The organism is Paraburkholderia largidicola, from assembly GCF_013426895.1.
Lineage (GTDB): Bacteria > Pseudomonadota > Gammaproteobacteria > Burkholderiales > Burkholderiaceae > Paraburkholderia > Paraburkholderia largidicola.
Genome location: NZ_AP023177.1, coordinates 212,207 through 234,994, shown reverse-complemented (window position 1 = coordinate 234,994; position 22,788 = coordinate 212,207). Strand labels below are relative to the sequence as shown.

Below are 22,788 nucleotides of genomic sequence, written 5' to 3'. Positions count from 1 at the left end.
TCGCCGGCGTCGCATCGGTGATCAGAGCGCAAACGCGAAACCGAAATGACGCATCCATCGGAGCAGCGGCTGCTACGCAGTCCCGTTGCCCCGTCATCCGTCTCCCGGGCCGCCGGCACTGGCGTCACCAGTCAATCCGGTGTTTCTCGTCGGTTTCCTGGTGCCGGCGATCTTCGTCCACGTGCAGGTAGATGCTCGTCGTCGTCAGCGAGGCATGCCCGAAGTTGTCCCGCACGTGCCGCAGATCGACGTGATGGTCGGCCATGTGCGAGCCGGCCGTGTGCCGCAGCCAGTGCGCCGACGCTTGTTTCAGCAGGTCGGCGCGCGCCGCCTGTTCATCCCCCTGTTCACGTAACCGTTCAGCCGCGCGGGCGAAGACATCCTTGACGATCGTGTGCACGGCGGCGCGCGTGAGCGGCCGGCTCGCGGGGGCGAACGTTGTGTCCCGCGTCGAACCGTTTGCGCGTCCTGCCGTCTTTGCGGCAGTCCCATCCGCTGTGCTACCCGCGGTACTGCCCGCAGTGCTACCGATTGGCAGGACGAGTGGCGTGGCCTCGTTGGGTGAGGGCAGGGCTGTCATGCCGAGGGACTGCCGGTAGCGCGACAGTTCCGTCATCAGCTCGCGCGTCACCGGCACCAGCCGCTCCCTGTCGCCCTTACCCTGTACCGTCAGCCACCAACGCATCGTGCCGTCGCGATCGCGTCGCACGAAAAACTGCCCCATCGTGTTGCCCCCGACCTCGGCGATGCGCAGCCCGCCCAGATAGAGCAGTGTAAAGAGCCATCGCACGCGGTAATAGTGCGCGCGATCCCGGGCGGTCTCCTGCGGCATCGACGCGATGAAGTTCTTGACCTCCTGCCACAGGCCAGGCTCCAGATAGCGGGTGATGCGCGGGGCGGCTTTCGGGGTGCGCTGGCGCGAGAGCGCGAGCGGGTTGCCGGCGAGATACCCGGCCTGCACCAGCCACGAAAACAGCACATTGAGGATCACCATCGCCTGGCGGATGCTGGTGGCCGACAGCGGGCCGTGAAAGGGCCGCCAGCGGGCGTCGCCACGCGGATGCTTGCGACCGCCTCCCGCGCCGGCGTTGGCGATCCATGTGGCGGCCGGCTGCGGATCGGCCAGGAAGCGCTGGTAGCGCAGGCAGTCCTCGTGGGTGAGTGACGAGAGCGGCTTGCCCAGTTGCACGAGCGACCACAGCAGCAGCCGTTCGGCCTCTTTCCGGTAGCTGTCGAACGTCGTCTGTTTGTCGGTGAACCGTGCAAGCCACGCGCGGATCGCATCGAGATCGTTCGCGGCGGCGAGCTGCGCGACGCCGCCCGTGGCGCGGTTGCTCCCGGCATGGCCGTCGAGTGCAGCCGGAATTACGAGCCTTTCCAGCGGGGCGGGGTGCACCAGGACGAGGGCGGCTGACGGTGGCGCGGGCATGGAGGGTGAGCTTTTCCGGGAAAGGTGAGCGTTTGCGGGAGCCAGTCGGGTATTGATATGCCCCTATATAAATAGTGCAACAGGCTGCTGCATGATTATCTCTATATTTTCGACATTATGGGGTTAATGTCAAATTACTATTGTCATGTGATTGGATATAATGCGTTTTACGTTGTATTATTGATGCATCAAAACGTCTTCCCATCTCCATGTCCGGTGATCTGTCCGATATTCCGTCCGATGATGCCCGGCTCGCGGCCGAGATCGAGCGGCTGAAGGCCGCCTTCCCGAAAACGCGCGAGCTGTACCGCGAGGTCTGCGCGCTGCTGTTCTTCCGCTTCGGCCTGACGCCGACCGCGAACCGGCTTTACCAGCTGGTGAGGCGCGGCAGCATGGGCACGCCCGCGGCGGTGCTCGGCGAGTTCTGGGCGGAACTCCGGGAAAAGAGCCGCGTGCGCATCGAGCACCCGGACCTGCCGGCCGATCTCGGGGCTGCGGCGGGCGAGCTGGTTGCGACGCTGTGGACACGCGCGACCGCGTCCGCGCAGGCGGAACTCGAGGCACTGCGCGCGGAAGTGGAGGCGCAGCGTATGGAAGCGGAGCAGCGCGTCGCCGCCGCGCGGGGCGAGCTGGGCCGCACCGAAACGGCACTGGAGCAGCGCACTGCGGCGCTGCTTGCCGCGCAGATCGAGGTCCGTGAACTCGAGAAGGCGCAGGCCGAGGGGCAGGCCGCGCGGCAGGCGCTCGACGCCGAAATACCACGTTTGCGAAACGAGGCGGCGGCGCGCGATCGCGAACTCGCCCAGGTGCGGGAAGGCTTCTCACGCGATCTCGAGAAACTGCGTGAGACCGCGGAGCGGGCCGAGGAGCGCCTGCGGGCGACCGAAAAGCGCGCGCTGCTCGAAATCGACCGCGAGCGCGGTGCCGTCGCCAAACTGCAGAAGGAAGTCGACGAGACCACGAAACGGGCCGACAGGCGCGAGGCGGAGCATCACCGTGCGGTCGACTCGCTGCAGACACAGCTCGGTGATGCGCGCCATCAGGCGGGCGTGCTGCAGGGACGGCTCGATGCCGTGCAGGCGACGAACGTGACACTGCAGCAACAGCTGGCGGCACGGCGTGACGTGGATGACAAAGCCGGCCGGCCGGCCCGTGCGAAGGCTGTTGCGGCTCGCCCGACTGCGACGCGTCCAGCGCGGGCACCGGGCCCAGCACGCAAGGTCCCGGTAGCCTCCGCGTCATCCAGCAAGACGATGGCGCGCCGGAAGAAGCGGGGCTAGGTTGTGATGGAATCAAAGCCTCGCGTGCGGAAAGAGAACGCCAGGCGAATCGGCGGGCGCAAGGCGCCGGCATGCCCCCCGGTCGGCGGCTGGCGCGCTATGGCGAGCGGGTCGTGCACGTGATCATCGAGTCAGTTAATGAGGACGGCCGCGCCTTTCGCAGCACGATGAAATGGACTGAGCGTTTTTCGCGATCAACTCTTCTGATCAGGAAAACGACGCAGCCGATCATGCAGCAGCTCGATATCGCCGACAGCCGCGACGTGGTGCTGCCCAACGGTGTGCTCGATCAGTTGCACCGCCGCGATGGAGCAGCCGAGCAAGCGGCCTTGGAGGAACTGGCCCCAAGTATTTAGAAATTGGGACGGGGGTTTCAGCGCGTTCCTACCAGGCCAGATTCCCGAATCAGTGATTCGGAAATGCCGGCTCGAAGGCGGTCAGGGCATAATCCTAATAGCCGATTCGGCAGTTTTCGCCGTGGCACCGCGCCGATTACTGCGAAGGAGAAGAGGTCGGTCTGCACCAAGATAAGAAGCAGCGCTGCAATGCTCAAAGAATTGGCACTCTAGCGTGGCAATTTTAAACAACTTACTTACGGAACGCGCATCTTCTTGAATATTCTGGCGTATTTATGTATATTGGCCGCACTTTTACGGGGGCGGAGATGAATCTCACGGATCTCATTCGTACCGCGCATCGGTTGGCCGAGGCTCAGGAGCAAGGGCGCAGAATCACTCAAAAAGAAATGGCGGCCCGGATCGGGGTGAGCTCGCGCGCATACAGCGAATATCAGACTGGAACCAATTGCCCGCTTGGTATGAAAGCACTGCTGCGACTGCTCAATGGGCTTTCTGATCGAGAGATCGTTCGTCTAGTTAGAGAATACCGAGACGATGCAGCAGAAAAATAATACAAACAGGCGCAAGCCCAAAAATAAATCAACTAACCAAGATCATCGCAGCATTGACGGATATGGACTAGTCGACAATTCCGAATACCTCATGCGATGTCAGGTAGACACGCCCCAAGATATCGTTTCGGTAGTTTGGGGAATTGCGCATAAGTACCGAACGCACTTCCAAACTGTGCTCGACGCAGGCGCGGGGGACGGAAGGTTTTCGACGTCCGGTAACTACGACAGGTATGTCGGTTACGAGATTGATGTTCGGCGTCGTCAAATTCCAGACCTTCCCGCAAAAGCTCAAATTGTTCGGGCATGTGCGTTTTCTGACGCCACGAGTGAACGTTATGACCTTAGCATTGGTAATCCTCCGTATGTACGGCATCACGACCTAAGCGATGAATGGCGGACTCAAATCTCGAACTGGATTGAGCTGATCACGGGAATAAGACCACATGGATTGTCAAACGCGTACCTCTACTTTTTGTGGCTAAGTTTCATCTCCACAAGCGACGACGGACTAGTAGTGCTCGTTGTTCCTTTCGAATGGATTGTTCGTCCAGCCGCAGAGAGCCTACGACGATACATCGCTTCGCAAGGGTGGTCAGTTGACGTCTATCAGTTTGATAGGGAGCCGTTTCCACGCGTGCTGACCACAGCGTCAGTGACGGTCATCGACAAGAAGCAACAATCCGGTCGAATTCGACACTTCGGCATTGACGGAGACGGAAACACTCGGTCGCTGCGTAGTCCGACACGAAGCAATAGACAGTCGTTGACATATAAAAGGCGACTTGAGACGGCTTACGCACAGCGCGGCCTCAGCCCTGGTGGGCAGAAGGTGTTCGTGCTAACCGAAGCGGAGCGCGCGCATTACGGTTTGAAGGTAGACGTCGACGTAGTACGTTGCATAACTTCCACAAGGCACGTTCCTCAAACGGTCGCCGTACTAACAGAGCAAGTGTTTCAACAAGAATACGTAAGCGCCGGAAAGCGTTGCTGGCTTATTCGTCCAGTAGAACCGCTAAGTCGACAATTGAAATACTATCTGGACGCCGTGCCGCATGATGAGCGCGATAACTTTACTTGTAACGCGCGCGATATCTGGTGGAAATTTTCGTTGCCAGATGCCCCTCGATTGCTTTACTCATCGGGATTTCGTGGACATCGGCCGAAGGTGTTCGTGAATTCAGTCTCGGCAATCAGCGTCGGTTCAGTTTGTGGCATTTACGCGTCATCTGATGCCGTTTCGCGCAGAATCGAAAGGGAGATCAGAACGGCCTCATTGAAATCGGAAATAGTCGCGGTTTCTAAGGGATTCATGAAGATCGAAGTCAACCAGATGAATGCGTTCATTCAGAGAACGATTGAGTAGTATGGAACTCCAATAACAGGACAGAGCCGTGGCCACAGCCAAAGAAAAAGAATTGGACAAGGGACAGCTGGCGTTCCGTGCCGAAGCGCGTTTATTACAAGAACTTGGCGAGCGTTTGGTGGCGCAGCCGGAGGTCGCGCTGGTCGAGTTGATCAAAAATTCCTACGACGCGGATGCAACGGAATGCCGTGTGGCCTTTTCGGCTGATCAAAAGGCTCTCTGTGTGTGTGATGATGGTCACGGAATGACGAAGGAGGAGTTCGAAAGTCGTTGGATGACGATAGCCACTTCGAAAAAAGCGATTGATCGCACATCCAGAAAATATCAACGAGACCTCACTGGACAAAAGGGCATCGGTCGGTTTGCCGTTCGTTTCTTGGGGACTTCGCTGCAAGTCATCTCCGTGGCTGAAGACGCTAAGCGGGGCTGCCTGACTAAGCTCGTGGCGGATTTTGACTGGCAGAAAATCGATGAAAATGACTCTTTGGTAGACACCGAAGTGCCCTATCGATTGTTTAAGGCCGGCCCTGACGATAAAGAAGGGACCACCTTGCGTATATCTGGTCTTCGGAGGGGCGGGGAGTTTGCGTCTGGCCCAAGCTTTCGGTCTGGGGTTTTGAAGATTGTCAGTCCAATCTCGGGGCTTGACCGAGGGCGGTTCAAACGTGCCAAAAGCAGGGCAGATCGAGACCCTGGTTTTCGAGTAGCACTTCCCGGCGAAGACGACTCGTCGACAATAAATGTAGCTGAGTATGTGCTCGAGAACGCGTGGGCTCGGTTGGCCATAGATTTAAAGAATAATGCGCTCGAATACAAGGTTTCGTTTTCGCAAGAAGATTTTGAATATCAACTTCAATTGGATTATCCATCTGCTATTGCGGCCGGACTCCACGCTGACATAAGGTTCTTTCCTCGGCGGGCAGGTCTTTTTGCAGATAAGGGAGTAGATGGAAGAACCGCGTACACTTGGGTCAAAGAAAACAGTGGAGTGGTTGTTGTCGACCGGGGCTTTCGAGTGAAGCCGTATGGTGACGTTGACGACGACTGGCTGTCTCTAGACCGCGATTCAGCTAGGCACGTTCGTGACTGGCGAACTTCAATCGCAGAAGTGGCATTCCCGATGTCTACTCGGCAGAAGGCAGAGCCTGCCTTAAATCCAATGCTAAATCTGCCAGCAAACCATCAATTGATCGGAGCGGTGTTCGTGCGCTCCGCGTCAGTGCAGGCGGTTTCAAGCATCGAGGACATTATCCCCTCCACGGACCGTGAGGGATTCCTTCGCACGCAGGGCTTTGAACAACTGACCGAGATTATCCGAGGTGGAATCGAGTTTCTGGCGCACATTGATAAGCAGCGTCAGTTGGAGGAGCAAGAACGAGCCGCAAAGCAAGCAGCCAAGCAGATCAAGGCTGACTTTAAGGCTGCTATTGAGTTCGTGCAAAACGTGCCGACGTTATCGGTTGCTGAACGATCAAGGTTAGTAAAAGACTACAGCACGCTTTCGCGAAGGATCGAAGAGGTTGAAGAGTATGACCGTGAGGCGAGACGCAAGCTAGAAGTGATGGGGTCGCTAGGTGTGGTTGCAGGCTTCTTGACACATGAAGCGTCGCGAATTGTCACAACGGTACATGACGCTGTGAGCCTTTTGACGGCACTATCAGACACGCACCAGGAGTTGCAGCCGCATGTTGAAATTTTAACGGAGAGCTATGACGCACTGAAGGCGCATTTGGAGTATACGAAGCTGTTTGTTGACGCGGCACATAGCTTTAAGGCCGTTTCTTTCAAATGCGCGCCACAAGTCAAACGAATCGCGGAGAAGTTCGGGAAGTTCGCTCATGATCACGGTGTTGAAATAAAGATCGAAATTTCACCGGACGTCCAGGTTCCGGCAATGCCCATAACGATTTATAGTGGAATCATTCTGAATTTGTATACAAACGCGCTCAAGGCCGTTATAGCAGCTGAGACACCTTCTTACGTTGCCGAGATCTGCTTTAGAGCATGGACAGCGGCAAATCAGCATGTGATCGAAGTTTTGGACACTGGAGTGGGAATACCGGAGAATCTTGCGTCGCGAATTTGGGATCCGCTCTTCACAACGACATCTCGACTCAACAATCCACTGGGTTCGGGGATGGGGCTAGGACTTTCACTCGTGAAACAACTGGTCGAACAGGTTCGCGGAAAAATTGCACTTGTTGAGGCACCAGCACCCTATTCAACCTGTTTTAGAGTTTCTTTCCCTTTGAGCGAGAAAAAATGACCACAGCACAGTCCATCATACTTCTCTTTGAAGACACTGAGGCAAATGCCCGTCAAATAGAACAATTTCTAGATCCTAAGCTTTCTAATAAGTTTAAGTTGGCGATTTTTGCTACCGACAAACCCGTCACAGAGGCTTCATTTGTCCAGCGTCTAAAGGATGAGTTGGGAAGATACGGCGATATCTCACTGATCGTTTCCGATATGGATTTATCAAAAACGCAAGGGTATAAAGGGCTTACCGATGCGATTATTACACGGGTGGCGCATGACTTAGGAATTCCGACAGCCTACTACAGTACCGCGTTGGCGGCACAAGAAGGTCACCGACAAGACCAAGCCGGAGATGGGAGGATATTGCTCGGTGCTGCTGAATACCCATTGATAGCACATAGAATCAGCGTGCTTGCCGAAGGGTTTGCTGAGATAAAGCAAAAAATCGTTGAGATCCTTAAAATGCCTCCTGCTCAGCGCCCGCAGAGTGCGGCGGAATTTGTCGCTGAATTAATCGGCAGAAAGGAAACTTTTCAGCGGGTCGGTTTGTATGTATCGGGCGATCAGCGAATTGGTGCGGAAATTTTATCCAGCCCGAAAGATCGAGGTGCATCCCGCCAGGCAATGATCTTCGGCACTTGGATATTCGATTCTCTCATGCGCTATCCCGGCGTCTTTGTAAACCGGACCGCTGCCGCGAGCTATCTAAATATAAATCCAGAGCAATTTTCCAGTCACGAAATCTTTTCGCTTTGGACAGATGCGCTTTATAGCGGGCCTTTCGCAGACCAAGAAAGTCCTCTGTTTTGGCGTGATAAATTGGATAGAATGCTGTCGTCAGCGGGGGCGGACGATGGACGCGAATATGTAATAGGCAAAGAAATTTTTGCAGAGCCCTGCTATTGCAGCGTGGATCCAACTGTCGAGGCTGGCTATTTTTGTATGGTCACGGAGAAGCCCGTCAGTTATGAAAATTCAGTCGGAAACGTTAGTTGGTTTCCACCGGGAGCCGACTTGGCCAGGATATCAGTGCCGAAATATGAGGAATTGGCTCCTTGGTTGAGTGCGTGACAACGAGAGACCGATGAAAATAAATAAATTGCGAGGGCAATATACTACGCTCGTCGACGAATTCGTACGGCAGGCGAGAGTAGTGGGGGCTATTGTCGAAGCCTCGGACGTGGCGCCGGTGAAGGATGTGGCTGGCGGGTACCCACAGGTTCTAGTGGGCGGTATTTTCTATCTCAAAGAATGGCCAAGCAGTTCAACCTCAAGCAAGGCAAATAAGAAGCTGGATATTTTGCTACGGTCCAGTGAAGTTTACGAACCCGATTCACTGGTTCTTGTTAAGTCTACGATACAAGTCATGTATTTCGAGGCGAACACGGAGGAAGCAAATCCGACACTCGGTATCCATTACGACTACGAACACAAAATGGGCGCTGCGCATCCGATATTTCACGCACAGCTTGGTTCCACCAATTTTACTTTGGAAGAGTTGGCCAAAGTGAAATTTGACAGGAGAATTTTGCCTTGGAAGGATTTAGTGCGAGTACGCATTCCAACAGTTCACATTAATTTTCCGAGCGCGCTCTTGACGCTGTTTGCCGACCATCTACCCCATCAGGCATTTGCAGGTTTTCTAGGCTGGGCTAAAGATCACAGCTTGTTTAGCGATGCGAAAGCTCGCATTGATTGCCGTGACAAGCCACTCGGTGACAACGATCCCTTCGTGTTCCAAGCATTTCGGCTTTACAAATAAGCGCGGTAGATCGAGTAAATTTTCGAATTGTAACGCCTGGTGGTTAAAACGAGAGGCAATTTCGAGGATGCTCTGGATCAGCGACTGTATCAATGGCAGAATTCATACGACAGATCCGCCGTCGATGGCCGGTTGAAGACCAAAATCAATACAGGTAAATTATGCGACGCGGCACTGACCGGGAGCAGAACGTCAAGAGAATGGCGGGCCCGAAAGCCGATAGAATAATGAGCGAATTACGGCGACCCTTTCGCGGCGCGGAAAGCCTTGAGCAAGAAGAAATCACGCGCGAAGCGATCGCGCCGTTCCTGGCAGTGCGGGGGTACGTGACTCTAAAGGATGAGCGAAAAAGAACACATTTTTTGCACGTGCGCACACCCGACGGACAAACGCTGAAGATGCGCGTTTGCTTATGCTGGCGTCGCGCGGAGGGAAATTCGAAAGAGAAGAAGTATGCTGCCGCTCAATTGCGCGAGTCATTGGTCAACGGCAGTTGGAATGAAACACTCGAATTCCTAGTCGAGCGCGACCTTCGGGAAGGGAATACGTATAACCTCATTGTGCAGCGCGATGGAGCAGACATCGTGTACGCCGTCCCCATTCAGCGGGAGGAACTTCCCGCGATTTGGCGTCGACAGCGCGCACGTGAGTGCGAACTTAATCGCGAAGGGGCCGTTGGGCAGGCAAAGAAAGAACCACGCCATGAACGGATCAAGTCCCTTGATCTGGCTGCAGGATGACCGCACGGAACACGCCCATGAGATCGCGGACGTGCTGCGGGCGTGGCCCTGTGTCGCTGATCTGGCCGCGGTCGCGATGTCCGCTGGCGACGGTGAGATTGTCGACGACACGTACGACGATTGCCCCGTCAGCGACCCACGGCTCATTGGCAGCGACGGTGCAGAGCGGCGATGTGTCGTGCGCTCTCAAGTGATGCGCGATTCCAATGCGCGCCGCGCCGTACTTGCATGCGCAGGCGCATGTAAGGTAGCGGCTGCGGCGAGACTCATCGTTATCACGGCTTCCTCGACGAGCATCGCATTCTTGGTGTCGAGAAGAGCGACCGGGTTTGGAACTTCGTTGCCTTGTGTCCCAATTGCCATCGCAACGCCCACTACTCGCCAGCCGCAGCTGCTTTAAACGATCAACTGCTCGAGTATGCGGAGCAGTACAGCCCAGAAATAACGAAATAGACGTGGTCATCCAAGATTCACCTAGGGCCACCACGGAAAGTTCGGCTTGAGAACGTCGGTTGATCATTAGTAGAGAACCAACTGGTGCGAGAAGCGCCCCGAACGGCCGGTAGCCGGACCCCAAAAAAGGATGCAAAATGGAATTCGATATCAGTAAGGCTAAAGCAATTGTCGAAGTGAGATCGGCGGAAGAGGTAAATCGCTACCTGAAGGCCGGTTGGACGTTGTTTTCAAATGCCAGCATGACGACAGACTCGCGCGAATACAGCAGCCCGATCATCAAGTACGCTTTGGCGTGGACCGCCGACAACAATCCGGTTCACCCGAACTCCTACTGATTCGCTCGATCCCGCCGCCTTTCCGCGGCGGCGACAGTCATGTAAAAAATACTGAAGAACGATGAGCCTTTTCGCAAAAGAGGCTCTCAGCAGTGCAAGGACCCAATAAACGCGCAGCAGTGGCCGAGGCGATGGTTCTGATTTCGAGCGCGTTGCTAAAGCCGTCAATAGACATAAAAACCGCGGTCTCGACGCGGACCACTCGCTCGTAGGGGTAGTCGTCCTTTTCGTGCATGTATGGACCCGACGCCTTTTGCAAGCTTCTTGTTCGTGATGTCGAAACGGTCTGCACGCATGTATCCGGCTTGCCCGTTGGGCGATTGCCGAAGCACGCCCGCAGCCTCGATGAGATCCGCGCACCCCGTCCTTAGCAAAATCGCGGCTTGCCAAAAATCGCAGCCGGCACGAAAAACAGGCTTCAGAGTGCTGGTTCAACCTATTTCGTCATCGCTTTGAGAAGCTTCGCAAAACCTGTGCGGGTGTGATTCTCCATGAAGGTGTGACGCGTCAAGCGCGGGCGCGAGCCCGGCAAGGCGAACGCTTGACGCGTCGTCGGTTTGTCATACTATGGCATGGCTGTGAGCACGGCACGGGCGAGCTCACAGCCATGCAAAACTGGTCGTTTGATGTTGCTGTTCACGTTGCCCACTTATACCTGGCCCAGGCTACGCTTTAGGAATGAAGTGTTCGTCGCTACTGAGCAGCGCCTGTACGATGCGCGCGTTCTTGTTGGCCAGCGCGACGGCGGCGCAGTTATATCCGCGTCGCGCGATGAGCTGCTGTAGCCAGACGCTGTGCGGGTCAGTCTTGGCTTTCACATAACGGAGCACGGCCCGTGCGCCATGGATAAGCAGCGTGCGCAAGTAGGTGTCGCCGCGCCGGCTGATGCCCTGCAGACGCAGCTTGCCGCCAGAAGAATACTGTCGCGGTACGAGCCCCAGCCAGGCAGCAAGATGCCGGCCGTTGCGGAACTGCCGGGCATCACCAACAGAGGCGACGATAGCGGTGGCCGTGATCGGACCGATACCCGGGACCTCGGCGATTTTCTTGCACAGCGCCGAATGCTTCATGAACGCCTGGATCGAAACCTCGATCAGATGAATGCGGTCTTCGATCGTCTTGAGGTGCTGCAGCAGCTCAGCTAGCAGCGTCTGGCAGAACGACGTCAACTCGTCTGCGCTACTCAGCAACAACTCGGGCATCGCGCGCTTGAAGGCTTCTGGGGAGCGCGCAATCGTGAGACCTCGCTCGCCGAGCAGGCCGCGCATCTAGTTAATCAGCGCGGTACGGTGACGCAGCAGGATGGCACGCATGCGGTGCGCGGCCTGAATATCCTGCTGTTCGATTGATTTGACCGTCACAAAGCGCATCGTGGGACGGCTTGCGGTCTCAACGATTGCTTCAGCGTCGTTGAGGTCGTTCTTGTTCGTCTTCACGAACGGTGTGACGTATTGTGGACTGATGAGCCGTGCCTCAATCCCGAGCGCCTGAAAGCGCCGAGCCCAGTGATGAGCGGTGCTGCAAGCCTCCATGACGACCATCCTCGGCCTCAGTGTCCGCACGGTCTCGAGCAATGAGCCCCGCGAGACCTTCGCGCGATATAACGCTCGCCCGCGACGATCGGCGCCATGGAGCTGGAACACGTGCTTTGCGAGATCAATACCGAGGATGTCGATTTCGATGATGGGCCTCCACGCGTCAGATTTCCGGATGGTCAGTGTCCCCCGGAAGGGGGCGTCGGGTCCATACATGCACGAAAAGGACGGCTACACCTTAACGCACTTAGGTTTACAAGCCGGGCGGCGCTCGTATCAGCCGAATATGCCGTGTGGGCGGGACTTGAACTAGCACACGAGTCGAGCGGATGGGTACTGTGAGAGACGCTGCGCCCGCTTTCGAGAGCGACTGCTGGCCTTGCATAATGGGCAGCTCGCCGTTGTGCCACTGCACGAGATGGATTTCTCGTCGCGGCGCTACGCAGCCTGAAGTTTGAGCCGCTTGCGGATCCGCCGCTCCATCCGCTCACGCGGCAAAGGCCAACGCCGCGCCATTGGCGATGCGGGATATGCATATCCCGCAGGTTTTCTGATTTCACACAGTTCGATACCGTACATACGACGCGGCGCTGAGGTGAAAGATTTGTTAGGCCGCTGGCACACACGCGACGTCACGATGGCAAGCGAGGTATGCACACTCCGGACGCGCATATGCGCGCAGTGGAGGGGGGAATACGATGAATGTGAAAACCCTGCCCGAAAACGTGCGTGCTGTCCTTGGCGTTGCCAGGAAACTGCTCGGTTCATTTTTACAGCCCTTGATCTATCTGTGGCCCTGGTGCGTCCCGGCGTTAATCTTTTCGGGATTTCTGCAATCCTCGCAGGGTATCTCCCTCACCGGCAATCTCGTTGATGAGCCGGTGGGCACAGCATTTCTGGTTGGCGGGCTGCTGGTCTATATCCTTTTGACATTATCGGGCTGCTGGCTTTCGGCCATGGCATTTTGGATGTTTCGTCGACCCGGGCAGCAGCAATGGTCGTTCGGAGGAGGCGAGCTGCACATGCGTGTAGTGGGTATTGCCGTCTGGATAGGCTTTCTGACCATCTACCCGGTCGCTGTTTTCACGATCCATACGCGGGAGCTTGCGGTCGCGAGCTTGGGCGTCCTGTGCCTGCTGCTCATCGTCGCACTAGCTCTGGCCGCGACGCGGTCGAGCGGAGGATCGTCAGAGGGATTCTGGTGGACGACGGTTGCTGCCGTGCGACGACACCGTGTGCTGTTTGCCACGTTGATCGTTGCTGCGGCGATTGCGCCCTTGCTGGTGGGCGCGCAGATTGCAACGGGCGCGCCCCTGCAGCTGTCCCTGCTAGGCCCCTTGGCGCTTTCGCTGGTCGGACTCAGCGCAGCGTGCTCGCTTCTCGGGGCGAGCGTTGTCATCGTTCCGCGATGCCTCAGGTTTTACGCGTTGGGCCCTATCATCGGAGCGGCTCTGCTTCTGCATGCATGGTTGGCACCACTATCGATCGATAGGGACAATCCGCTGTTGCGAAAGGCGAGGATGGAAGTCACCGCCTCGCAGGACGAATGGGACGAGCATTGTGCGGAAGAGGCGCGGGGGACAGCGGGCATCGCACTTAAGGAGCGTATCCAGGATGACCTCCAGGCAGCGGATGATGCCGCTGACGATGACCTGCCCGCACCCCGTGACGAACCGTTTTACCTCGTCAGTGCGGAAGGGGGCGGGATCAGGGCCGCATACTGGGCAGCCGTCGGGCTGGGGAACATGGACGTGGCAAGCGATGGGCGGTTCGCATCCCGGGTCATCTCGCTTTCTGGCGTGTCGGGTGGCAGTCTGGGCATCGCAACGTGGCTGGCAGCACGCGAGGTGCCGGGGCTTTCGCCGCAACAGCGACTCGGGCTGATTGAGGACTTTCTCTCAACGGACTTCCTCTCTCCGTTGATTGGTGGGCTACTCTTTCTGGATGTGCCGCGACTTTTTTTTGACGGCGTATGGCCAGAAGCGCGCCGCGACCATGTTTTTGAGAAGGCCCTGTATGACCGGTGGAAAGAACTCACGGGCTCGTCGTTTTTTGCGCAACCATTGCGCAGGCTTTGCCTGCGGGCATTCAGCAAAAGCCCTCACGTGTATTTCAACGCGACCGATTCGATCACTGGCCACCTTGTCCCACTAGGGAACGCGAACTTCGCCCGTCAGAACGTGTTCTACGGATTCGCCAATGCGCTGGAGCACACAAGTCTGCGCTGGGTAACGGTCGCCCAGGCCGTGTCCATCAGCGCCCGGTTTCCCTTTCTTTCTCCTGGCGCAGAGGTCGGGATCACGAGCGCGCAACTGGGGCTGAGCGGACAACAGGCCGAGGTCGACGCGATGCAGCAGACGCTCGACAGTACGCCCGCCGAAGACGAAGCGCGCGAGCTCCGTAAGAAGACACTACAGGCCGACATTGACAGCAGGGCGGAATGGCCCGACACGGATCGCGATGCGCTCAGGATTGCGAACCTTGTCGATGGGGGCTACTTCGACAACAGCGGGTTGACCCACAGTATCCGTGCGCTTGAATACTACAACGAATGGCTGAAGAACCGGAGCAGGGCAAGCCAGCAACGCCTGATGCAGAAAACGGTCTATGTTGTGCATTTTGGTAACGATCCTGCATCGGCCTGTGTGCCGCTGTCCTTGGGTTGGGGCGACAGGCTGAGCGGGCGCGCAAGAGCATTCATCGAGAACTCGAAAGCGAAGCTGATCTGCGGCAACCAGTTGGACATGCTCGAAGCGGCGCTGCGCCCGCGCGCTTTCCAGTTTCTGACCACACCGTTCGAAGCCATTTTTTCTGTGCGGTCGGAGCACGCCGTGTCGCAGCTCCAGTTGCTGACCGACAGATTCTACAAGGGTCAGTACGCTTCCATCGTAGCCGGCAGACAGCAACTACGCGAGTTTTCACTCGCACGGGAACTGTCCGGCATGTACCTTGGACCGGCGGCTGTGCCCATCGAGTACTCGAACACGGCGTGGGTGCTAGACAAGGCAAATGTGGACATGCTTTATCAGGAGCAGAAGGGTTGGCTGCAGGGCTTCGCGGCAAAGGGCGTTGTGCCGTCCGAAGGTCACTACCAGAACCTTGAGGCGTGGCGGGAACATGCGCTGGATGCTGCCCGTCGGTGGCAGTGCGCGGCGAAGCTAAAGGGTGGCCAGCCACCACTGGGATGGAGCTTGGGTATCAGGGATCGCGAGTTGATGCGGTGCCTGGCGATCCGGGCCGCCATACGTGAGGGATTTCCTGTCCTGCGGCCTCCGTACGAAGTGGGGTCCATGCCGCTCGCGCTGTCGCAGACTTGGCTGCTTAAGGACCCAAAGCCCTACCAACCCATGCAATAGCATGGCAACACGTGGCGCTACACGCGTGACCACCGCTCGCCTGGAATGCGCTCACGCGCTATCTGCTGGTCCGGCGGTTGCCCGTTTCGCCGGCCCGCTGGCAGTGGGACACCTCGCTGGTCGGCAGCCGGGAGACGGACATTGATGGGGCGATCAGGTGCGTGCGGCTGTGGGCGATTTGGCGGCGCTCCTTTCATCTGGCTGCGGAGCAGATTTAGGCCGACCATCCGCCACTCGCCGACAAGCTGCGTTGGGAAAGTCCGCACTGGATGCGGCACACGCACGCAACGCATGCGCTCGCCCACCTAAGGCGGAGCAACGAAATTTGACATAAAAACCGTCGACAACTGCAGCGAGTTCACGTCCATGACATCGGACGATTTCTCATTTGTCGGACTGCGCGACCAACGACCGCGCTTTCCGGCTGTCGTCGAGCGTCGTGAATGCCCATGCGAGATCGAAGGGTGCCACTTTGCCCAGTTGCGTAACCCGTCCGAGGGCATGCACGGTATAGCGCGTACCGGTGCGAAGCGGCTCATAAGGCGTGCAGATTGCGGTGTTTCGCGCAGCGTCTGCCGCCGTCAGCGGGGCAATCTTGCAAGCCACTTTTTTGCCCCGCTGGTCACGCAGTTCGACACTGCGTAACTCGATGTGGGCGTTAGGTCCGCCCGACAGCGTGATCGGAAAACCGAGCACCTGCCCGCGATAGCGCGCATCGGTGCCCATCGGATCGGGTTGCTCGTTGTTGACCCATGCGGTGGGCACCCCGCGCTGGCCATCGTATGGCCACGCCACGAGTTCCGTTTCAGAAAGTGTGGGCGCGATGTCCGCAAAATCGACGACGGTCACGGAACTGGATCCTACTATCGACGCTTCGCCGGCGCGTGCCCAGTCAAACAGGATTGCGCCGCGATGATAGGGCGACGCAAAAATATCCTCGATCGGTGTGTCGACGGGACGTGGGCCGCCAAACACCGCGAGGACTTCGCTCGCGCCATACGCTTGCGTATGCAGCCTCACCCGTGTGATCACGTCCACGCCGGTGAAACCGGGTCTACCTTCGATTTCATCATGCGTGCCGACCCGGTTAATGTCGAGGTAGCGGGCATGATCTGTCGCGGCCTCGGCGAGCTTGTCGTCGACTGCGATGAGCGGCAATCCGGCTTCTTCGCGACGGGCATTCACGTAATCGAGCGCTGTGGGTTCACCAACCCGAATGATGTTCGAGGGGCCGGGTGCATACCGTAACCGCACGATGGGTCCTTGATAGGGCGGCTCCGGTTTTTCGACCTGGGTCACCTTGGTTGCGCATCCCGCGAGCGCGGTGACCACAACGAAGTATGCGGTGGTTATTGTTCTCTGCATCTGGTTCTGCCGATAGTTCAGGTACCAATCCCATTTATCGACGACTCATCGCGAAAGTTGAGACCACTCTAAAGTTAACCGACCGGATGCCGTAATCGATAGAAGTGAGCCTGTCCCGTTGAATTGGACAGGCAGATCAAAAAATCAGCGCCCATGCAGGCGCGACGAAAACCGAACCTCCGAGGGGTTTCCATTGAGAGAATTGGGCAAGGCAAGGCCAATATGGCTTGCCGCGATTACCATTTTTGCCGTTACCGGGTGCGCAAATCCTGGCGGTGTCCAGCAAGCAGACGGGACCCGAAGCGCTTCGACTGATCAGGGCGATCTCAATATCTTCGAAAGCACGTTCGCCAACCCCGATCCCTGCGCAAACAGTAACCGGAACATTGGCATCGCCGTGGGTGTCGGCGTCGGGGCGATTCTGGGCGCGGTGATCGCCAACAAGAACAAGGCGGCGGCAGCGGCAATCGGCGGCGCCGCAGGGGCGCTTGCGGGAGGGATGATTGGTCACGCCGTCGACAGCCGGCGTTGCGCGTTATCGAAGATCGCCGCAAAGCACGATCTGACATACACGTCGGCGCCACTCGAAGTCAAGACGGCAGACACGGGAAAGACCGAGCAGGTCGGAAGCTCGTTCACCATTGTCGATACGGCGCGCCATACCCAGTTTGCAACGGGCTCGGCTGAGCTCACGCCCGAAGCGAAGATCTACTTCGGCGAGATCGCTGAACAGTACCGGACATCAACCCGTGTCGCGGAGGCTTCCTCGGATGCAGAGAAGGCGGCCGCGGCACTGACGAAGATCCTGCTGATCGGCCATACCGACGATACAGGCAACTCCGAACTCAATGCCGATCTGTCGGAGCGACGTGCCCGCGCAGTCGCACGGCTGTTTGCGGACCACGGCGTTGCAGCGGAAAACGTCTTCTATCAGGGGGCCGGCGAGACGTTGCCAATCGCCGACAACCGGACGGAAGATGGCCGCTCGAAGAATCGCCGGGTCGAAATCGTCGACCTCACGGGTATGCGGCCGGACATTCTCCAAAGCTACGTAGGCAGCCGCGTTCCGAAATACCAATACTACCGGGCCGCGTCACCGCAACCGGATGAGCAGCCGACGCGAACGGCGAGCACAACGGTAGTGCAGAAACAGGCAAAGGCACGTGGAGTAGATTCGCAGCGCGTGAACAACCATGTTTCTACAACGGCGTCTGCAGGCCCGGCCTCAACGAAAGCGCCTGCTACAGCGCAAGCATCACCGCCGCCGACGGTTACAACCCGTGGCACGCCCGACAGCATCGATTTCGGCTGGCGCGAGGCTGCGCCGGCGGGGATCGGACTTCAGTTCGCAGCCGCTCCCGCGCAGTCGTCGTCATTCTCGTTCCTGTCAACGGCGGTCGCCGACGAGGCGCCTGTCTCGAAGAGTTGCGTGAATGATCGGCCACGCGTGTCGCACGCGATGAAGTCGGTGGCAGACGACCGCGCTGTGCCTGTACGTGATCACGTGCAGAACCTGTATGGAAGCAGCTGGGGCGCGCCGCTCAATGGACAGTATCTTGCGCTGAAGGATGTCTCCGTGCTTCGCAATGGCTCAACGGCTGGTACGAAGCCAACCCTGCTGGTGTGGAAAGACTACGAACACAACGGCGGGCTGAGCGGTCCCGCGCAGGTGAGACTGTCACCGGACGTCAATGCCTATGCCGTGAAGGGCGGTGTGCTGTACCGGGTGTTCGTCAACAATGCCGGCGTATTCGACTGCGCCGACATCATCTTTGCGAACGGCAAGGCGACCGCCGGCGAACTCGTACGCCGCAAGAGCAATCAGTATTTCACCGTTGAATACGTGCCCGTCATCGCACGAACATAAGAACAGGAAAGACGATCATGATGGACTTCATTCAGGCCAATCTCAGCACGATCATCTGGTGGGTGGTAGCCGCACTCCTCGCGGTTGGTGCTTTTTCGTATCGGTCGACGCTCGAATTCTGGCTGAACCACTGGAAATATACCTTCCCCGTGCTCGGCAAGACTGCGCGTCTATCCCGTCACGGCATTCACGGTCAGGGCGGATGGACCGACTCCGAACGCACGCTCTGCGGCGACTACAACAAGTTCATTTCCTATCTTTCGAAGGCTGAGTTCAGGAAGCGCAACGAGTATCTGGCCAAGGCTGATGACAGCGGGCGTTCGCCGACACCGCTGTGGCTGATGGTGCTGCTGACGGTACTCGTCATTGCCGAAGGTCTTGGCTTTTCGTACCTGCTCGGTAGCTGGATGGACCGCGACGGCAGCGCGAATACGCACACATTGCTCATGGTAGCGATCGTGCTGGTGCTGTGCGTGATCATGGTGTTTCTCACGCACGTCGCCGGGCATCAACTGTATCGCTCTAATCTCGTCGCGCGTTGCCGGAAGCAATGGCGGCAGGACAAGACACAGGAGCGCTTCTCGAGCCGCAAGGTCAAGCTCGATGAAGATCAGTCGATAGATGACGGCGAGCCTGACTATACGCAGGTAGCGAACCGCGTGGGTACGAGCCACAGCTACTTCATGGTTGGCCTGACAGTCGCCGTGATTCTGGCGATCGCTGTGACGTCGACGTGCATGCGGTGGAGCAATCTGAATGCGGAACAGACCCGGGAAGCGATGGGCGTGAGCCGGAGCGCGGACGCCGGCAATCCGTTCGCAAACGGCAACGCGGTGCCCGCTGAACTGGTGTCCAGTCAGAAGGCGGCGGATGACCGCGCGCGCGCCGAAGAATCGTCGTCCACGCGCAGTGAAGGTGCCGCTGCGTTTATCACGCTTGCGATCATTTTCGTCGTGACGCAGGTCGTCGGCATTTTTGGCGGGTTCGCCTGGGGCTTTGGCGGCCGGGAAAGCCGCGCGGCCTGGAAGACCACGAAGGGTTTCACAACATTCGAGGACTACAACAACTACTATGCGCCGTTGCGGTCCATCGCGCAGTCGCAACTGGAAAACCTGCAGAAGCGGATGGCTGAGAATGCCGACATCTCGGGTAAGACGTTTTCGAAGACCTTCCGTGATTACGTGCTCGAGCAACGTGCACTGTCCGACCTGGAGGCGGACCCGGTTCGCACGCCGTCAGCCAAAGCATCGACAGGCGTGGTCTCTGAAGCGGCTGTGACGAAGGAGGTTCGGGCAGAAACCGCACCGATCGCGACGAACCTTGTGGCAGCCCCTGCCGCGGCGGAAGAGGTCGCGAACGCCAGCATCGACCGCATCGTGCTGGAAATCGAGGGAACGTCGGATGTCACCCGCAAGAAAGCGCTGATTTACGGTCTCGCGGAGCCCGTGCGGACCCAGGTGATCGATGAGATCAAGGCACGTAAGGAGCGGGCCGAGCAGGCGAAAAACGCGCTTGAATCGCAACTCGATGATCTCTTCAAGGTTTGATAGTTGATCATGGTCCGACATCTCAGGTATTCATTCGCCGCTGCCGTGTTGAGCTTTGGCGCGGGAAGCGTTCTCGCGGGCATCAGTAACGACGTGCCGAGCTGCTACGCAGCGAACCACATCAAACCCTTAGCGAGCGGCGTTGATCGCGAACTCTTCATTGCAGTGGACCAGACGACCGTGTTCGATGAAAAGCTGCAGGCACAGATTGCGGCAACGGCATCGGCAGCGATCAAACCGGGTAGTGCTTATACGTTGCTCGACTTTTCGGCGTTTTCCCAAGGCCGTTATACCGAGGTCGTGACACGCGGTGTGATCGAATCGCCAATCCCGGAGAAGCTGCGCGACGACATCAGCGAACGTGCGCTGCGCACTTTCGATGCATGCATGACGGGCCAGTCTGCGTTTGCACGGAAGTCGCTGTTGACCGCTGTTACGCAAGTCCAGTCGGCGGCGACCAACGATCTGGCGAGATCCGACATACTCGCTGCGCTGAAGGACATCAGCGACAAGGTGCGCGCGTCGCCTGCTTCTGATCGCGTTGTGTTTCTGGCCTCGGATATGCTCGAGAACAGCTCGGTTTCGAGCTTCTATGCGCGCAATACGGTCCGGCGCATCGATGCAGCCGTGGAAATAAAGAAAGCGAATGCGGCTGGTTTGATTGGCGACTTTGGGGGGGCGAGGGTGTACGTGCTTGGGGCTGGTTTGCTTGCGGGTGATGCGAAAGCAAAAAATGCGTATCGTGATCCGCAGACGCTCACGGCATTGAAGCAGTTCTGGACGTTGTATTTCCAGCAGTCGAATGCCAAGCTGCAGGAGTTTGGCGCACCTGCACTGCTTAGCCCAATCGCGTATTGAAAACGCGGAAAGCGCCCGATAGACGACCGCTCCGACATCCTGTCGTTTGTAATTCAACAATGCGGCCGCCCGATGGCGTTTGCCAAGCTCTACGACCGCAAGACCCCGCTGCCGGCAGCCGACCTGCTCAATGATCGCGTCGTGCCGTTCTTCGACGGCTACGGTATACCGCTCGCTCGCGTTCTGACTGACCGGGGTACCGAGTACTGCGGAAACCCCGAGCATCACGAATATGAGCTCTATCTGGCCGTGGAGAACATTGATCACACCCGTACCAAAGCTCGTTCTCCACAGACCAACGGAATCGTCGAGCGACTTCACAAGACCATGCTCAACGAGTTCTATCGCATCGCGTTCCGCAGGAAGATCTACGACTCGATCGCCGCCCTGCAGACCGATCTCGACGCATGGCTTGACCAATACAACAATGAGCGCGAACATCAAGGGCGATGGTGCTACGGCAAGACGCCTATGCGTACCTTCCTCGACTCACTCGAACTTGCCAGGGAGAAACTGATTCCTCACTGAATCGCCATCCTTCATTCGCTTCCCCGACTACCTGTCAGGTCCGGTCCAGGCTAATACACCTGAACAGAATGCCTTTCGCGCCAGCCGCAACCACCTCGTCGCCGATAATCCGCCTTGGCGGCTCAACGCGTTGGTTGAACCAGCAACCACGCCAGTCGCAAGAGAAGTCTTCCCAGATGGGGAGCCACTTTTCGTGATACCCGCTCGTGAAGTCGACCACTGGGTCGATGGTCAGTTGATAACTCAAAAAAAGCGTGCCCGGCGGCATCAACGGAGAGGTGCTGATATTCCCGCACCTACGTGTTGACATCAAGCGCAAGGCAAAGGGCGTTGAGTCCTGGCCGGTTGGCTCGCCAGCCGTGCTTGCCGGCACCTGCGCCGCTCCTTGGCGCAACCGCCCACTTGAGGACATGCATCCGGTACACGGTCACCTTCGTTAGCGCTGCGAGGATCATCCGGTCGCGCCCGCCTCGAGAGACGAAATATAGCGAAGCTGGTCGTCAGTCCGATCATCCGACACAAGCTGCTCAGCCGTTTTGTAGTCGAACACTGGCAGTGGCTCGTTCCTTTACCAGAACAATGCCTGATTGACGTCGCCGGAGATGTAAGTTGCGGCGCGGATCACCCTGAGCGCTTCCCGCAGGAAGCGTTGGACGCTCTCCGAGGCCGGTTGCCGGCTGAACCGCCACCGCCGCCACAACCCGCCAGCATGATGGCGGCAACCGCGATGAAAATTCCCGTGTATTTCGTGTTCATTCTTAGTCTTCCGTCGATATTGTGGTTTGCTGCGCATCTTCATATGCAGGTTCCTCGGCGCACGCAACACCTATCACCGAATATCCTGTAAGAAATTTAGAGGCAGTCCGATTTGATGCGTTTTTGGTTCGGAGCAGGATGATTCGTTACGCTATAGGAAAAAGGAAAAACATCTCCCTCGGGTCGGCGCTGCGGGAGGGCGCAAAGGAATGGTGTTTTAGATGTCGCCTTGTTCTCTCTGAGTCACCATCATGCTTTGCGAAGCGAACCTAAGATGCGACATTCGAGAAGGCTTCATGCGCGCCGCGCGTTCACACGCTTCCGATCGGTGCAGCCAACTGCATCGTGTAATGGTCGACCGTGAATCACGGTTTTAGGGCCTCCGGGATTTATTTCAGTAACCTTTCTATATGACGCCAATAAATTGCGTTAGATTTAA

The 22,788-nt window shown here is 57.6% G+C and carries 16 protein-coding genes and 3 pseudogenes; 14 read left to right on the top strand and 5 right to left on the bottom strand.

The window, feature by feature from the left end; genetic code table 11:
- Nucleotides 1-124: 124 nt before the first annotated feature.
- Nucleotides 125-1,429 (bottom strand): tyrosine-type recombinase/integrase, encoded by a 1,305-nt coding sequence (locus PPGU16_RS40275; protein ID WP_180727648.1) that lies wholly within the window; start codon nt 1,427-1,429, stop codon nt 125-127.
- A 209-nt stretch (nt 1,430-1,638) separates the two neighbouring features.
- On the opposite strand from PPGU16_RS40275, the gene PPGU16_RS40270 reads away from it, so the two are divergent.
- From PPGU16_RS40270 to PPGU16_RS40230, 9 genes are all read left to right on the top strand, one after another.
- Entirely contained in the window at nt 1,639-2,709 is a 1,071-nt protein-coding gene (locus PPGU16_RS40270) for a DNA-binding protein (RefSeq protein ID WP_434064466.1), read from the top strand.
- 71 nt (nt 2,710-2,780) lie between these two features.
- Entirely contained in the window at nt 2,781-3,065 is a 285-nt protein-coding gene (locus PPGU16_RS40265; protein WP_180727243.1) for a hypothetical protein, read from the top strand.
- 308 nt (nt 3,066-3,373) lie between these two features.
- On the top strand, nt 3,374-3,619 hold the full coding sequence (locus PPGU16_RS40260; protein ID WP_180727647.1) for a helix-turn-helix domain-containing protein: 246 nt from the start codon (nt 3,374-3,376) through the stop codon (nt 3,617-3,619).
- Nucleotides 3,603-4,985 carry a class I SAM-dependent methyltransferase gene (locus PPGU16_RS40255; protein WP_180727646.1) on the top strand — a complete coding sequence of 461 codons (1,383 nt, stop codon included), beginning with the start codon at nt 3,603-3,605 and terminating at the stop codon, nt 4,983-4,985. The genes PPGU16_RS40260 and PPGU16_RS40255 overlap by 17 nt, the downstream gene beginning before the upstream one ends.
- Before the next feature lie 28 nt (nt 4,986-5,013).
- Entirely contained in the window at nt 5,014-7,251 is a 2,238-nt protein-coding gene (locus tag PPGU16_RS40250; protein WP_180727645.1) for a sensor histidine kinase, read from the top strand.
- Entirely contained in the window at nt 7,248-8,315 is a 1,068-nt protein-coding gene (locus tag PPGU16_RS40245; RefSeq protein ID WP_180727644.1) for a hypothetical protein, read from the top strand. The genes PPGU16_RS40250 and PPGU16_RS40245 overlap by 4 nt, the downstream gene beginning before the upstream one ends.
- A 13-nt stretch (nt 8,316-8,328) precedes the next feature.
- Nucleotides 8,329-9,006 (top strand): hypothetical protein, encoded by a 678-nt coding sequence (locus tag PPGU16_RS40240; RefSeq protein ID WP_180727643.1) that lies wholly within the window; start codon nt 8,329-8,331, stop codon nt 9,004-9,006.
- 227 nt (nt 9,007-9,233) lie between these two features.
- Nucleotides 9,234-9,746: a hypothetical protein gene (locus PPGU16_RS40235; protein ID WP_180727642.1), complete on the top strand. Its 513-nt coding sequence runs from the start codon at nt 9,234-9,236 to the stop codon at nt 9,744-9,746.
- Nucleotides 9,747-10,336: 590 nt separating this feature from the next.
- Nucleotides 10,337-10,537, top strand: a complete 201-nt coding sequence (locus PPGU16_RS40230) for a hypothetical protein (protein ID WP_180727641.1) — start codon at nt 10,337-10,339, stop codon at nt 10,535-10,537.
- A gap of 665 nt (nt 10,538-11,202) precedes the next feature.
- On the opposite strand, the pseudogene PPGU16_RS40225 reads toward PPGU16_RS40230, so the two are convergent.
- Nucleotides 11,203-12,219: pseudogene (locus PPGU16_RS40225) on the bottom strand (IS110 family RNA-guided transposase).
- Nucleotides 12,220-12,770: 551 nt separating this feature from the next.
- Here PPGU16_RS40225 and PPGU16_RS40220 point away from each other — a divergent pair.
- Entirely contained in the window at nt 12,771-15,428 is a 2,658-nt protein-coding gene (locus PPGU16_RS40220) for a patatin-like phospholipase domain-containing protein (RefSeq protein WP_180727640.1), read from the top strand.
- A 384-nt stretch (nt 15,429-15,812) separates the two neighbouring features.
- Here the strand turns inward: PPGU16_RS40220 and PPGU16_RS40215 are convergent, their stop codons facing one another.
- Entirely contained in the window at nt 15,813-16,793 is a 981-nt protein-coding gene (locus tag PPGU16_RS40215) for a CAP domain-containing protein (protein ID WP_180727639.1), read from the bottom strand.
- Between the two features lie 397 nt (nt 16,794-17,190).
- Between PPGU16_RS40215 and PPGU16_RS40210 the strand changes: the two genes are divergently transcribed.
- The 4 genes and pseudogenes from PPGU16_RS40210 to PPGU16_RS40195 form a co-directional block, all read left to right on the top strand.
- Nucleotides 17,191-18,660 (top strand): OmpA family protein, encoded by a 1,470-nt coding sequence (locus PPGU16_RS40210; protein ID WP_180727638.1) that lies wholly within the window; start codon nt 17,191-17,193, stop codon nt 18,658-18,660.
- A 17-nt stretch (nt 18,661-18,677) separates the two neighbouring features.
- On the top strand, nt 18,678-20,207 hold the full coding sequence (locus tag PPGU16_RS40205; RefSeq protein WP_180727637.1) for a hypothetical protein: 1,530 nt from the start codon (nt 18,678-18,680) through the stop codon (nt 20,205-20,207).
- Between the two features lie 9 nt (nt 20,208-20,216).
- Nucleotides 20,217-21,065 (top strand): hypothetical protein, encoded by an 849-nt coding sequence (locus PPGU16_RS40200; protein WP_243460822.1) that lies wholly within the window; start codon nt 20,217-20,219, stop codon nt 21,063-21,065.
- Between the two features lie 72 nt (nt 21,066-21,137).
- Nucleotides 21,138-21,593 (top strand): annotated as a pseudogene (locus PPGU16_RS40195) (integrase core domain-containing protein); the annotation flags it as partial.
- A gap of 34 nt (nt 21,594-21,627) precedes the next feature.
- Here PPGU16_RS40195 and PPGU16_RS40190 read toward each other — a convergent pair.
- Nucleotides 21,628-21,966 carry a hypothetical protein gene (locus PPGU16_RS40190; protein ID WP_180727636.1) on the bottom strand — a complete coding sequence of 113 codons (339 nt, stop codon included), beginning with the start codon at nt 21,964-21,966 and terminating at the stop codon, nt 21,628-21,630.
- A gap of 78 nt (nt 21,967-22,044) precedes the next feature.
- A pseudogene (locus tag PPGU16_RS40185) lies at nt 22,045-22,272 on the bottom strand (DUF2384 domain-containing protein); the annotation flags it as partial.
- Nucleotides 22,273-22,788 lie beyond the last annotated feature (516 nt).

Excerpts from the sequence above, each read along its gene's own strand:
- PPGU16_RS40255 (WP_180727646.1), top strand. The coding sequence starts at position 3,603 with ATGCAGCAGAAAAATAATACAAACAGGCGCAAGCCCAAAAATAAATCA.
- PPGU16_RS40205 (WP_180727637.1), top strand. The coding sequence starts at position 18,678 with ATGATGGACTTCATTCAGGCCAATCTCAGCACGATCATCTGGTGGGTG.
- PPGU16_RS40200 (WP_243460822.1), top strand. The coding sequence starts at position 20,217 with ATGGTCCGACATCTCAGGTATTCATTCGCCGCTGCCGTGTTGAGCTTT.
- PPGU16_RS40235 (WP_180727642.1), top strand. The coding sequence starts at position 9,234 with ATGAGCGAATTACGGCGACCCTTTCGCGGCGCGGAAAGCCTTGAGCAA.
- PPGU16_RS40270 (WP_434064466.1), top strand. The coding sequence starts at position 1,639 with ATGTCCGGTGATCTGTCCGATATTCCGTCCGATGATGCCCGGCTCGCG.
- PPGU16_RS40275 (WP_180727648.1), bottom strand. The coding sequence starts at position 1,429 with ATGCCCGCGCCACCGTCAGCCGCCCTCGTCCTGGTGCACCCCGCCCCG.
- PPGU16_RS40240 (WP_180727643.1), top strand. The coding sequence starts at position 8,329 with ATGAAAATAAATAAATTGCGAGGGCAATATACTACGCTCGTCGACGAA.
- PPGU16_RS40260 (WP_180727647.1), top strand. The coding sequence starts at position 3,374 with ATGAATCTCACGGATCTCATTCGTACCGCGCATCGGTTGGCCGAGGCT.
- PPGU16_RS40230 (WP_180727641.1), top strand. The coding sequence starts at position 10,337 with ATGGAATTCGATATCAGTAAGGCTAAAGCAATTGTCGAAGTGAGATCG.
- PPGU16_RS40265 (WP_180727243.1), top strand. The coding sequence starts at position 2,781 with ATGCCCCCCGGTCGGCGGCTGGCGCGCTATGGCGAGCGGGTCGTGCAC.
- PPGU16_RS40220 (WP_180727640.1), top strand. The coding sequence starts at position 12,771 with ATGAATGTGAAAACCCTGCCCGAAAACGTGCGTGCTGTCCTTGGCGTT.
- PPGU16_RS40245 (WP_180727644.1), top strand. The coding sequence starts at position 7,248 with ATGACCACAGCACAGTCCATCATACTTCTCTTTGAAGACACTGAGGCA.
- PPGU16_RS40215 (WP_180727639.1), bottom strand. The coding sequence starts at position 16,793 with ATGCAGAGAACAATAACCACCGCATACTTCGTTGTGGTCACCGCGCTC.